This is a genomic window from Flavobacterium sp. WC2409, from assembly GCF_041200085.1.
GTDB lineage: Bacteria > Bacteroidota > Bacteroidia > Flavobacteriales > Flavobacteriaceae > Flavobacterium.
Genome location: NZ_CP165625.1, coordinates 1,634,916 through 1,648,721 on the forward strand (window position 1 = coordinate 1,634,916; position 13,806 = coordinate 1,648,721).

The 13,806-nt window shown below is 37.5% G+C and carries 6 protein-coding genes, 4 tRNA genes and 3 rRNA genes; 3 read left to right on the forward strand and 10 right to left on the reverse strand.

The window, feature by feature from the left end; all coding sequences use genetic code 11:
• Nucleotides 1-289: 289 nt before the first annotated feature.
• Nucleotides 290-3,040 carry an AsmA-like C-terminal region-containing protein gene (locus AB3G34_RS07045; RefSeq protein ID WP_369753898.1) on the forward strand — a complete coding sequence of 917 codons (2,751 nt, stop codon included), beginning with the start codon at nucleotides 290-292 and terminating at the stop codon, nucleotides 3,038-3,040.
• 79 nt (nucleotides 3,041-3,119) lie between these two features.
• Here AB3G34_RS07045 and AB3G34_RS07050 read toward each other — a convergent pair whose 3' ends face one another.
• The 10 genes from AB3G34_RS07050 to AB3G34_RS07095 form a co-directional block, all read right to left on the reverse strand.
• Nucleotides 3,120-4,073, reverse strand: a complete 954-nt coding sequence (locus AB3G34_RS07050; RefSeq protein ID WP_369753900.1) for an NAD(P)H-dependent flavin oxidoreductase — start codon at nucleotides 4,071-4,073, stop codon at nucleotides 3,120-3,122.
• A 504-nt stretch (nucleotides 4,074-4,577) separates the two neighbouring features.
• Nucleotides 4,578-4,663 (reverse strand) — tRNA-Leu (locus AB3G34_RS07055).
• A 6-nt stretch (nucleotides 4,664-4,669) separates the two neighbouring features.
• Nucleotides 4,670-4,742, reverse strand: a tRNA-Phe gene (locus tag AB3G34_RS07060).
• 68 nt (nucleotides 4,743-4,810) lie between these two features.
• A 5S ribosomal RNA gene (gene rrf, locus AB3G34_RS07065) occupies nucleotides 4,811-4,920 on the reverse strand.
• A 165-nt stretch (nucleotides 4,921-5,085) separates the two neighbouring features.
• A 23S ribosomal RNA gene (locus tag AB3G34_RS07070) occupies nucleotides 5,086-7,971 on the reverse strand.
• Nucleotides 7,972-8,155: 184 nt separating this feature from the next.
• Nucleotides 8,156-8,229, reverse strand: a tRNA-Ala gene (locus AB3G34_RS07075).
• Between the two features lie 94 nt (nucleotides 8,230-8,323).
• Nucleotides 8,324-8,397, reverse strand: a tRNA-Ile gene (locus AB3G34_RS07080).
• A gap of 127 nt (nucleotides 8,398-8,524) precedes the next feature.
• A 16S ribosomal RNA gene (locus tag AB3G34_RS07085) occupies nucleotides 8,525-10,038 on the reverse strand.
• The 16S, 23S and 5S rRNA genes sit together here with 4 tRNA genes alongside, the layout of an rRNA operon.
• Nucleotides 10,039-10,041: 3 nt before the next feature.
• Nucleotides 10,042-10,206: a hypothetical protein gene (locus AB3G34_RS07090; protein ID WP_369753901.1), complete on the reverse strand. Its 165-nt coding sequence runs from the start codon at nucleotides 10,204-10,206 to the stop codon at nucleotides 10,042-10,044.
• A 1,018-nt stretch (nucleotides 10,207-11,224) separates the two neighbouring features.
• A complete protein-coding gene (locus AB3G34_RS07095) occupies nucleotides 11,225-11,905 on the reverse strand; it encodes a DUF4294 domain-containing protein (protein ID WP_369753902.1) in 681 nt (226 codons plus the stop codon).
• Nucleotides 11,906-11,985: 80 nt separating this feature from the next.
• On the opposite strand from AB3G34_RS07095, the gene AB3G34_RS07100 reads away from it, so the two are divergent.
• Nucleotides 11,986-13,074: a M42 family metallopeptidase gene (locus AB3G34_RS07100; protein ID WP_367770274.1), complete on the forward strand. Its 1,089-nt coding sequence runs from the start codon at nucleotides 11,986-11,988 to the stop codon at nucleotides 13,072-13,074.
• Nucleotides 13,075-13,191: 117 nt separating this feature from the next.
• Nucleotides 13,192-13,788: a DUF2238 domain-containing protein gene (locus AB3G34_RS07105; protein ID WP_369753903.1), complete on the forward strand. Its 597-nt coding sequence runs from the start codon at nucleotides 13,192-13,194 to the stop codon at nucleotides 13,786-13,788.
• Nucleotides 13,789-13,806: the final 18 nt, after the last annotated feature.

Here is a 13,806-nt window from a genome sequence, read left to right on the forward strand (position 1 = left end):
TAGATATTTACAAGATTTTAGAAAACTAATTTAATCGTTTTTTGTTAAATTCAATAAAATATCACAATGAACAATAGTTAAAATTAAAATGATAGTTTATAAAGTAAATGTTTCCAGTGTAAATTATTAATTAAAAACTATTTTTCAGAACTATAAAGCCAAAATGATCTAGTTAAAATCTTTTATATCATGACTTGAAAAAAAAAACATTTAAAAAAAAAAGCAACGTGTTTATAAGTACATTTGCACTTTTTTATCAAAATAAAGTTTTAAATATAAGTCTTCATCTATGTCTTCAACCAAATTTAGGATCGTTGCTATTAAAGCATTAAAATTCATAGGAATAACAATTATAAGCATTCTTATGTTGATGTTTATTTTGCCTTTTATTTTCGCAGAAAAGATTGAAACAGAAATAAAAAAAGAGGCAAATAACAAACTAAATGGAGAACTAAATTATTCTGAAGCAAAAGTTTCTTTTTTCCACCATTTCCCTTCATTAACAATCTCACTAAATAACTTTAAATTAAATGGTTCTGCACCTTATCAAAAAGAAGCCTTTATTACAGCTGATGAAGTTTCTTTTGGTATCAATGTGTCCAGCCTTATTTTTAGTAGCACTATAAATATTGATCAAATTTATTTGAATAATTCCAAAATCAATATAAAAGTCAATAGAGACGGCCAAGCAAACTACAATGTATACATCGCACCCAAAGAAGCTTTAGATGATGAAAAAAAAGAAACGGCTTTAAAATTAGAAAAAATTGAAGTTAAAAACAGCCAAATTAATTATGACGATCAATCTACTAAAATTCATTTTGACGCAATAGGTTTTAACTATTTAGGAAATGGAGATTTAAGTAAGGACGTATTTGATTTATATTCTAAAGCCAAAATTGACAAATTGAATATCATCTATGAAAACGAGCCTTACTTGATGAATAAAAAAGTCGACGCTGACTTGATTACAAAAGTGAATGTAAACTCATTATCGTTTATTTTTGAACAAAATGATTTAAAAATAAACAAATTATTAGTTGACTTCAAAGGGAAATTCGACTTCCTAAAAGATGGTTATAATATTGATTTTATTGTAAAATCAACCAATAGTAATCTAGAAGACCTGTTTACTGCATTTCCTCCAAAATACATTACTTGGCTTGAAAAAACAGAACTTAAAGGAAAAACAGACTTACTTCTTACGCTTAAAGGTCCTTATATTGCCTCAGAAAACAAAGCACCAAATTTAAATCTAGATTTAAAAATAAAAGACGGTTTTGTCAATTATAACAGTAGTGCATTTCCTGTTTCCAATCTAAATTTAGATATTTCAACCTCACTTCCTTCTTTAAATCCTGATCTTTTGATTGTTGATGCAAAAAACATATCATTAGACATCAATAAAGATTATTTAAAAACAAAATTATATGTAAAAGGAATCAATAATCCTGAAATTGATCTTACTATGGATGCTAAAATAGATTTAGAAAAACTGAATCTTGCACTCGGAATTCCAGATATACAATTAAAAGGAATGCTTATTGGTAAAGGAAGTTCAAAAGGTACATTCGATGCTAAAAATCATATTTTCCCTATTACGGATGTTACTTTGAATTTGCAAAATGGTTTTATCCAAACAAAATACTATCCAAACCCCATTACAAATATTAATATTGTTTCAAAAATCAGCAATCAAAAAGGAACATTCAGCGACCTTAAAATACTACTACAACCTACTCAATTTACATTTGAAGGGAAGCCAGTTTTTGTAACTGCTGATCTATCTAATTTTGAAGATTTAAGTTATGATATAAAAGCCAAAGGTACACTTGATATTAGTAGAATATACAAGGTCTTCTCACAAAAAGGGTTGGATATTGACGGATTTATTAAAGCAGATCTAGCATTAAAAGGAAAACAAAGTGATGCCGAAAAAGGGAATTATAGTAAACTATACAACAAAGGCAAACTTGAATTACGAAACATCCTTTTAGTATCGGAATACTTGCCAAAACCATTTCTTATAAAAGAAGGCGTTTTTAAAATTAATCAAGACAAAATGAATTTTAATCACTTTTTGGCAGCATATGGTCAATCCGATTTTAAAATGAATGGTTATTTACAAAATGTCTTCAATTTTCTTACAACCAAAAATGGTGTCTTGAGAGGATCATTTATACTAAATTCAAAATATATCAATGCCGACGAATTCATGTCGACTACTGCTAACACAACTACTACAACTGATACTACAAAAACGGAAATAGAGATCGAAAAACCAGAAACAGGAGTTATTCTTATACCTTCAAATTTTGATTTAAGATTTCAAGCTAATGCGAATAAAGTTAATTTCAATGGACTTACGCTTAACGATGCACAGGGAAACCTCCAAATGAAAAAAGGTAAATTAACGATGGAAAATACAGGCTTTAACTTAATAGGCTGTAGTGTTACTATGAATGCAAAATACCAAGGAATTTCAACAAAAAAAGCACTATTTGAATACAGCATTAAAGCCAGTGACTTTGACATTAAAAGAGCCTATAAAGAAATAAAAATCTTTAGAGAAATGGCCAGTGCTGCCGAAAAAGCACAAGGAATAATTTCATTAGATTATAAGCTTAAAGGAAAGTTAAATGGTAAAATGGAACCTGTATACCCATCCTTAACTGGTGAAGGTGTTGTTTCTATAAAAGACGTTAAATTATACGGTATGAAAATGTTTAATGCTGTAAGTAAAAAAACAAACCATGAAGGTATAAAAAATCCACAATTAACAAAAGTAGATGTTAAAAGTTCTATTAAAAATAACATCATAATACTAGAGCGATTTAAATTTAAATTTGCCGGTTTTAGACCAAGGATTGAAGGACAAACAAGTCTAGACGGAAAACTAAATCTAAAAATGCGCTTAGGTTTACCTCCTTTAGGAATATTTGGAGTTCCTCTAGTTATTACTGGAAACAAAGACCATCCTAAAATTAAAATTGGAAGAAAATCAGAAGAACTTGAAGAAATCAAAGATACAATCAATTAGTTCAAAATAAATTTAGAATAAAAAAGCTATACTATAAGTTATTAATAGTATAGCTTTTTTATTTTTAAATTGATCCCTACTAGTACGAACAAATCTTGTCAACTATTTTAGCAACAGCACTTATCTCGGTTGTGTTTTCAATAGTTGGACCAGCAACCCATACCGTTTTGTAAGTCACTTCGGTAGCTGCTTTAGTAACAGCATTGGATCCTTTCATATAACGAATCATCTTCACCCATTTTTTTAGGGTTTTATTTCTATTTAAAGTATTTTCAATCCAAGTTTGTTGTGTCCCTACCTTATTAACATATGGAGTATTAATAACGGTACAAGGTGTGCCCGATATTTTCTTAGTTAAAACAATATCTTTAGCTCCATAATCAACACAAGCTTGTTTGTATTCCTCTGAAACACCCGACTCAAATGAAGCAATAAATGGGCTACCAACAGAAACCCCAACAGCACCAAAGCCTAGCATTTTATCTAAATCGGCTTTTGTACTTACTCCTCCTGCAGAAATAACGGGTAAAGAAGTGTTTAAATTCAACTCTTTAATCAACTCTTCAGCAGATAAATCCCCACGATGTCCTCCAGCCTCATTATTTACTGCAATTAAAGCATCTCCACCTAAACTTTCCACTTTTTTAGCAAAAGCCAAGTCAGTAACATCGCAAAAAACTTTAATACCTACCTTATGAGCTTGATTAATAGTCTCCTCGGGAGAGCCTAAAGATGTTATTATGAAGTCCACCTTTTCCTCACATAATACAGCCAACTGATTCTTGTATTTTATATTAGATTTATTCACTATTAGATTGTAACCAAAACTACCTCCTTCAACTTTAGCTGCTTTAAGTTCAATTATAGAAGCTCGTAATTCATCTAGAGTACGGTAATTTAAAGCTGGAATACAACCCGCCACACCCGATTTCATTCCTTCAATAACCATTTTAGTATTGGAAACAAGAAACATAGGAGCCATTATTAATGGATGTTTAATATTTAAAAGGGAAGTTAACGTTGGTTTTATCATCTTTAGTTTTAAATTTACATCAAAGATATCAAAATATACTATGCGTGCCTAGTATATAAAAGTAAATACTTAAAATCATATTAAAGCTGTTAGTAAAATTTGGGCGTGACCTTCCTAAAAAAAAGTCAGGTCGGGCTATTCATTACAAGTCCTCGTTCCATTGAGTCCGAGACTCAATGGAACTGTGAGCTTTTCACTGCTATCACTCACGCTAAAAACATACCTTATAAACATGCGACATTTGCAAGCATTTTCTACATTATTACACCAAAGTAATGACTTTAACATCTAAAATGAATAAATATATTTTAACTACTAATTAGTAGAACTAAAATATTTGCAAAAAACAATCCTATTGCATTTGACACTTCCATTTCCCATATACCTTTAAAAAATACATAAAAACAGAGTGAATATAAAACTTTAAAAAAAAACCTCACAAATAAATGAAAGAGATTTTAAAATAAAAAAACTTCAGTAGCGCTAGCCAACTGAAGTTTCTTGTACTCAGAGCGGGACTTGAACCCGCACGAACATTGCTGTTCACTGGATTTTAAGTCCAGCGTGTCTACCAATTTCACCATCCGAGCATTTTGTGGTACCTCCAGGGATCGAACCAGGGACACATGGATTTTCAGTCCATTGCTCTACCATCTGAGCTAAGGTACCATTATAATTTACTATAAAATGCACATTTTAATAAAAAAACCCGTTTCTTGCAAAACGGGTTCTCAAAAGAAAGGCGACGACATACTCTCCCACATAACTGCAGTACCATCTGCGCAGGCGGGCTTAACTACTCTGTTCGGGATGGGAAGAGGTGAGCCCCGCCGCAATAACCACCTTAAGAAGTTATAATTGCTTTGGGCAATTTTTCAATGATTGTTTATCTTACGATAAAAATCTATTGAACAATATCTTAACATACTGAGATAAAGAAAAAAATATTAGTTCCTGAAATAAATTCAGGATAAAAGAAAGTTTCCCCAGCCTCTTGCGAGGCTGGAAAGGTGTACATAAGCTTACGGATTATTAGTACTACTCGACTATGACATTACTGCCTTTACATCTATAGCCTATCAACGTGGTCATCTCCCACGATCCTTAAAAGAAATCTCATCTTGTGGTGGGTTTCGCGCTTATATGCTTTCAGCGCTTATCCCTTCCAAACGTAGCTACTCTGCCATGCCACTGGCGTGACAACAGATACACTAGAGGTTTGTCCAATTCGGTCCTCTCGTACTAGAATCAGATCCACTCAAATTTCTTGCGCCCACAGTAGATAGAGACCGAACTGTCTCACGACGTTCTGAACCCAGCTCGCGTGCCACTTTAATGGGCGAACAGCCCAACCCTTGGGACCTTCTCCAGCCCCAGGATGTGACGAGCCGACATCGAGGTGCCAAACCCCCCCGTCGATATGAGCTCTTGGGGGAGATCAGCCTGTTATCCCCGGCGTACCTTTTATCCTTTGAGCGATGGCCCTTCCATGCGGAACCACCGGATCACTATGCTCTACTTTCGTACCTGATCGACCTGTATGTCTCTCAGTCAAGCTCCCTTATGCCATTGCACTCTACGCACGGTTACCAAGCGTACTGAGGGAACCTTTAGAAGCCTCCGTTACTCTTTTGGAGGCGACCACCCCAGTCAAACTACCCACCAAGCAATGTCCCCCGCAAAACGGGGTTAGGCCTCAGATAAACAAAGGGTTGTATTTCAACAATGACTCCACAACGCCTAGCGACGCCACTTCACAGTCTCCAACCTATCCTACACATCATTTATCCAAGGTCAATACTAAGCTATAGTAAAGGTGCACAGGGTCTTTTCGTCCCACTGCGGGTAAACGGCATCTTCACCGTTACTACAATTTCACCGAGCTCATGGCTGAGACAGTGTCCAGATCGTTACACCATTCGTGCAGGTCGGAACTTACCCGACAAGGAATTTCGCTACCTTAGGACCGTTATAGTTACGGCCGCCGTTTACTGGGGCTTCATTTCAATGCTTCTGGTTACCCATAACATCTCCACTTAACCTTCCAGCACCGGGCAGGTGTCAGGCCCTATACTTCATCTTACGATTTTGCAGAGCCCTGTGTTTTTGATAAACAGTCGCCTGGACCTCTTCACTGCGGCCAGCATTGCTGCTGGCGACCCTTCTCCCGAAGTTACGGGTCTATTTTGCCTAATTCCTTAGCCATGAATCTCTCGAGCACCTTAGAATTCTCATCTCGACTACCTGTGTCGGTTTGCGGTACGGGTACTATTAACCTGAAGTTTAGAGGTTTTTCTTGGAAGCCCTTAGGTGCACTATCTCTTTGTCCGAAGACGCCGAGTACTATCGTATTTCCCCAAAACCCGTGGATTTGCCTGCGGGTCTTATAGGTAGGTACTTCAACGAACTATTCCGTCAGTTCGCGGCACTTTCATCACTCCGTCACCCCATCACAGTTAACAGTAGTACGGGAATATTAACCCGTTGTCCATCGACTGTCCCTTTCGGGTTCGCCTTAGGTCCCGACTAACCCACAGCTGATTAGCATAGCTGTGGAAACCTTAGTCTTTCGGTGTGCGGGTTTCTCGCCCGCATTATCGTTACTTATGCCTACATTTTCTTTTCTCACCGGTCCAGCATACCTTACGATACACCTTCTACCCTGTGAGAATGCTCCCCTACCACTTACAATAAATTGTAAATCCATAGCTTCGGTAATATACTTATGCCCGATTATTATCCATGCTCGTCCGCTCGACTAGTGAGCTGTTACGCACTCTTTAAATGAATGGCTGCTTCCAAGCCAACATCCTAGCTGTCTATGCAGACAAACCTCGTTCTTTCAACTTAGTATATATTTGGGGACCTTAGCTGATGGTCTGGGTTCTTTCCCTCTCGGACTTGGACCTTAGCACCCAAGCCCTCACTGTTAGTGAACATTATATAGCATTCGGAGTTTGTCAGGAATTGGTAGGCGGTGAAGCCCCCGCATCCAATCAGTAGCTCTACCTCTATATAACTTTATAACTAACGCTGCACCTAAATGCATTTCGGGGAGTACGAGCTATTTCCGAGTTTGATTGGCCTTTCACCCCTACCCACAGATCATCCCAAGACTTTTCAACGTCAACGGGTTCGGTCCTCCACTATGTGTTACCACAGCTTCAACCTGTCCATGGGTAGATCACACGGTTTCGCGTCTAACACTACTGACTAAAGCGCCCTATTCAGACTCGCTTTCGCTACGGATCCGTGGCTTAACCACTTATCCTTGCCAGCAACGTTAACTCGTAGGCTCATTATGCAAAAGGCACGCCGTCACCCCACGAAAGGGCTCCGACCGCTTGTAAGCGTATGGTTTCAGGATCTATTTCACTCCGTTATTCACGGTTCTTTTCACCTTTCCCTCACGGTACTGGTTCACTATCGGTCTCTCAGGAGTATTTAGCCTTAGCGGATGGTCCCGCCAAATTCAGACAGGATTTCTCGTGTCCCGCCCTACTCAGGATACCACTATCAATTATATCACTTACCTATACAGGACTATCACCCTCTTTGGTTCTACTTTCCAGTAGATTCTAGTTCGTTTTACATTGAATATCGTGGTCCTACAACCCCAACATTGCCGTAACAACATTGGTTTGGGCTAATCCGCGTTCGCTCGCCACTACTTACGGAATCACTTTTGTTTTCTTCTCCTCCGCCTACTTAGATGTTTCAGTTCAGCGGGTTTGCCCACCTATCGGTGTACTAGATCTTCAATCTAGTGGGTTGCCCCATTCAGGTATCTACGGATCAATCGGTGTGTGCCCGTCCCCGTAGCTTTTCGCAGCTTATCACGCCTTTCATCGCCTCTGAGAGCCAAGGCATCCCCCATACGCCCTTATTTTGCTTATTGTACCAATCTTAAAATTAATTAAGACCGTTTTTGTTTGTCTTTTACTATAAATAGTAAAAAACGCTTTCTACTTTTTATATTTTTCTTATCTCAATATGTCAATGAACTTGTATCGCTAGTTTAATCGTTTTTTCGTTTAATCGTTTAACCGATTTAACAAATCAACGTATCAACTTTTGATTTGTGGAGAATAACGGAGTCGAACCGTTGACCTCCTGCGTGCAAGGCAGGCGCTCTAGCCAGCTGAGCTAATCCCCCAATCTATTTATGAATTGTGAATTAATTAAGCATGAATCTTTGATCCATGATTTCTCAACTCCAGATTTCTTCTTTTTTATTTAAGTATAAATAGTTGTCTCGGACAGACTCGAACTGTCGACCCCTACATTATCAGTGTAGTACTCTAACCAGCTGAGCTACGAGACACTCTTATTCTTAAATGGTATTATTTGAACTAACAGCAAGAGTAATAAATTCTCAATCTTTGTTTCCACTTTCTCTTTTCGTCTCTTTCCCTACCGTGCTTATAAATAAGCTAACACTAAGGCTCTAGAAAGGAGGTGTTCCAGCCGCACCTTCCGGTACGGCTACCTTGTTACGACTTAGCCCTAGTTACCAGTTTTACCCTAGGCAGCTCCTTGCGGTCACCGACTTCAGGCACCCCCAGCTTCCATGGCTTGACGGGCGGTGTGTACAAGGCCCGGGAACGTATTCACCGGATCATGGCTGATATCCGATTACTAGCGATTCCAGCTTCACGGAGTCGAGTTGCAGACTCCGATCCGAACTGTGACCGGTTTTGTAGATTCGCTCCTGGTCACCCAGTGGCTGCTCTCTGTACCGGCCATTGTAGCACGTGTGTAGCCCAAGGCGTAAGGGCCGTGATGATTTGACGTCATCCCCACCTTCCTCACAGTTTGCACTGGCAGTCTCGTTAGAGTTCCCGACATGACTCGCTGGCAACTAACAACAGGGGTTGCGCTCGTTATAGGACTTAACCTGACACCTCACGGCACGAGCTGACGACAACCATGCAGCACCTTGTAAATTGTCTTGCGAAAAGTCTGTTTCCAAACCGGTCAATCTACATTTAAGCCTTGGTAAGGTTCCTCGCGTATCATCGAATTAAACCACATGCTCCACCGCTTGTGCGGGCCCCCGTCAATTCCTTTGAGTTTCAAACTTGCGTTCGTACTCCCCAGGTGGGATACTTATCACTTTCGCTTAGCCACTGAGATTGCTCCCAACAGCTAGTATCCATCGTTTACGGCGTGGACTACCAGGGTATCTAATCCTGTTCGCTACCCACGCTTTCGTCCATCAGCGTCAATATATTAGTAGTAACCTGCCTTCGCAATTGGTATTCCATGTAATCTCTAAGCATTTCACCGCTACACTACATATTCTAGTTACTTCCTAATAATTCAAGTCTAGCAGTATCAATGGCCGTTCCACCGTTGAGCGATGGGCTTTCACCACTGACTTACTAAACCGCCTACGGACCCTTTAAACCCAATGATTCCGGATAACGCTTGGATCCTCCGTATTACCGCGGCTGCTGGCACGGAGTTAGCCGATCCTTATTCTTACGATACCGTCAAGCTCCTTCACGAAGGAGTGTTTCTTCTCGTATAAAAGCAGTTTACAATCCATAGGACCGTCATCCTGCACGCGGCATGGCTGGATCAGGCTTGCGCCCATTGTCCAATATTCCTCACTGCTGCCTCCCGTAGGAGTCTGGTCCGTGTCTCAGTACCAGTGTGGGGGATCTCCCTCTCAGGACCCCTACCCATCGTAGCCTTGGTATGCCGTTACCATACCAACTAGCTAATGGGACGCATGCTCATCTTTCACCGATAAATCTTTAATAATTAAATGATGCCATTCAATTATACTATGAGGTATTAATCCAAATTTCTCTGGGCTATCCCTCTGTGAAAGGTAGATTGCATACGCGTTACGCACCCGTGCGCCGGTCTCTAATTCCGAAGAACTATACCCCTCGACTTGCATGTGTTAAGCCTGCCGCTAGCGTTCATCCTGAGCCAGGATCAAACTCTTCATCGTATATTATGCGAAACAAATTACTTTGTCTCTATTTATGTTTGACTGAAGGTCTAGTGGTTTTTTCAAATCTCTCGATTCTATTACTCTTATTCTTTTGTCTTTGAAATCTCTCTCAAAAACGGCTGTCAATTCAATATGTCTAGGAACGTGTCTTATCTTGTTTTCCACTCGTAGCAACACTTAACGTGTCGCTCGAAGCGGGTGCAAAAGTACAACTTCTCTTTTTATCTGGCAAGAAAAATTTGAAGTTTTTTAGAAAAATAAATCTTTCTTTTTCTTCTCTTCTCTTATCAGCTTATCAAGGAACGTTGGGCGTTTAGCGGGGTGCAAAAGTAACTATCACTTTTAAATCTCACAAGCTTTTTTAAACTTTTTTTGAAAATAAATTTTCTGCCTTGTTTCGTTTGCTTGCCAGTATTTGAAAGAACGTCTGCGTTGTTGCGGGTGCAAAAGTAGACTCTTTAAACCGTTATTCAATACTTTTTAACCGCTTTTCTTTGCTTTATTAGCGATTTATTTTTAACACATTGGAAATGTTTAAGTTGAAAGAAATATATTTTTGCTCTATCAACTACCGTTTGATGTAAATGGTAAAATAAATGAAATAGTTTGAGATTTACTATTCAATACAACGGTATTTTTAAACATATAGGTCATAGAAGTTGGATCATATATTTCTCGCAGGTCTTGTTTTCAGTTTCTTTTAACCATATAAGACATAGAAGGACATAGAAGTTAGATTAGACATATTACTTTGCTACTTCTTGGAGATCTTATGTGATAATATTGAAAACAACTATACAATCTATGGGCTATCGCTACGCTTTTCTTTTAAACCTATAAGACATAAAAGAACATATTAGTTATATTGAAGATCTTATGACAAAATTTTTAAGCCTTTATGAAACTCGTTTGAAGAATTACTACATAAGCTACAGAAAGACATATAAGCTAAACAGAGAAAGCGACTCCTTATATATAGGAGTCAAAATTATTCTCTATTATACATTGTAATTAAAACCAATGCACCTCTAGCCCTGATAGCAGCGAAAATCCTACTGAGCCGGGTTTCGGCGAGGTAGATTGAAGCGGATAGCAGGAAATAGCTCCATATAACTGTAGTTACTAGAATGCAAAATCATGTTTTAAATTGGCTATACTATATTAGGTAGAAAAATTGGGTAAGTTATTTCTTCTTTACCTGTTCAGCTTTGGATTCCCAAAATTCATTTAGTTTATCTATATCAACAGGATTTGCGGGGGTTTGATTTACTAATCTTCCTGATTCAAAGGCTCTTTGTAATATTGTTTCTATCAAAAAATCTTCATTTACTGTATATGGAGCATATTCCGATTTTAAATTAATATCAAACATACTCGCAGCAGTATTGGACCAAAACGCTTTCCATCCGCTTTTTAGCGTTTTAACCAATTCATAAGTGGTGGTTCCGGTTTGACGATGAATCAATTTTACTAAAATTCTACCTTGACTTCGGGAAAGCTTCTTTAGTTTGGCTTCAAACTCATTATTAAGGTAATCTTCGACAATTTTAAAATACTTTTTCTTTTCTTTATTTGTAGATAAGCGATCCATACCTCTATTGAGATTGGTCAATCTTTCGGATGCGAGTTTTGCATAAGGGTATGTTTTATAAACCCTGTTTTGAAGAATTAAAAATTGTTTTTTGGCATCGGGATCTAGTTTCTCTTTTGAAACCACAATTTCCTCCAACTGGATCGTGTCATTTACTACATCATCTGATTCTTTTAATTCGTACCCCATTGGCGTAGGAGCTGGAGGAATCTCCTGAGCTTTGGCAAAAAACGATAGTAATAAAAAGAATATGGTATAGGCTGTAAACTTCATGAGGCATAATTTAATTGTAAAATTATACATTATATGTACAACTGTTATACCAAATTTATAAATTAGCAAAAAATATTTTTATGAGCACAAAATCGATATTAAAAAAATCCTCTATCACTTTTTTAGAGCAATACTTAAACAACGCCTCTCCTACTGGGTTTGAAGCCGAAGGGCAAAAAATTTGGATGGATTATTTAAAACCATACGTTGATACTTTTATAACCGATACTTACGGAACGGCCGTAGGAATCATCAACCCTGACGCTCCTTATAAAGTAGTGATTGAAGGTCATGCCGATGAAATTTCTTGGTATGTAAACTACATTACTGATGATGGATTGATATACGTCATTAGAAATGGAGGTTCGGATCACCAAATTGCCCCTTCTAAACGTGTGAACATTCACACCAAAAAAGGAATTGTAAAAGGAGTTTTTGGTTGGCCTGCCATTCATACCAGAAATAGAGACAAAGAAGAAAATCCAAAAATCAGCAATATTTTCATCGATCTTGGTTGTGAAACCAAAGAAGAAGTAGAAAAAATGGGTGTTCATGTAGGTTGCGTGATTACTTATCCTGATGAATTCATTATTTTAAACGAGAACAAATTTGTTTGTCGCGCAATTGATAACCGTATGGGAGGTTTTATGATTGCCGAAGTAGCGCGTTTACTGCATGAAAACAAAGTAAAACTTCCTTTTGGATTGTACATTACTAACTCCGTTCAAGAAGAAGTAGGTTTGCGTGGTGCTGAAATGATTACCAAAACTATCAAACCAAATGTAGCCATAGTTACTGATGTATGTCATGACTCTACAACTCCTATGATTGACAAGAAAATCGAAGGAGATACTAAAATAGGAAAAGGACCAGTTGTAACTTATGCTCCAGCGGTTCAAAATAATCTAAGAGAACTGATCCTAGACACTGCCGAGGAAAAGAAAATTCCTTTTCAACGTCTTGCTTCTTCCCGCGTTACTGGAACTGATACAGACGCATTTGCCTACAGTAATGGTGGTGTAGCATCGGCTTTGATTTCACTTCCGTTGCGTTACATGCATACTACAGTTGAAATGGTGCACCGTGATGATGTTGAAAACGTGATTAAATTAATCTATGAAACATTATTAAAATTAGAGAATAACGAAACTTTCTCTTACTTCAAATAGGATTAGGAGCTATTCCTGCTATCTGCTTTATTCCCGATAGGAAAAACTACGGCCAAAAAGCCTTATTTTTCTCTATCGGGAGATATCGCTTCTATCAGGGCTAAAAATCACCAAAATATGAAGTATATCTGCTTAATGTTAATTGTATTTTTTGGGACTTTTTTATGGTCTATTATTAATCCAAAAGAAGTTTTTACTTGTTTTCTTGAAATTATCCCTGCTATCATTGGTGTTTTGGTTTTAGCTTTTACTTTTAATAAATTTAGATTTACCAATTTCACCTACTTCCTTATTCTTATTCATTGCATTATATTATTCATAGGTGGTCATTATACGTATGCCGAAGTTCCCTTTTTCGATTATATTAAAGATGCATTTCATCAAAGTAGAAACAATTATGATAAAGTGGGTCACTTTGCACAAGGTTTAGTACCAGCAATGATTATAAGAGAATTATTTATTCGTAAAAACGTAATCAGCAATAAAAGCTTTTTTAATTTTATTATTGTTTCCATCTGTTTAGCCATTAGTGCTGCTTACGAATGGATTGAATGGTTTGTTTCTATCGCTTCGGGAGATGAAGGTGATGCTTTTTTAGGAACTCAAGGTGATATTTGGGACACCCAATCAGACATGTTATTTGCTACAATTGGTGCAATAACTGGTTTAATACTGTTTTCAAAGATTCAGGATAAACAGCTTCAAAAAATTTAGTCTACATATAAACCTAAA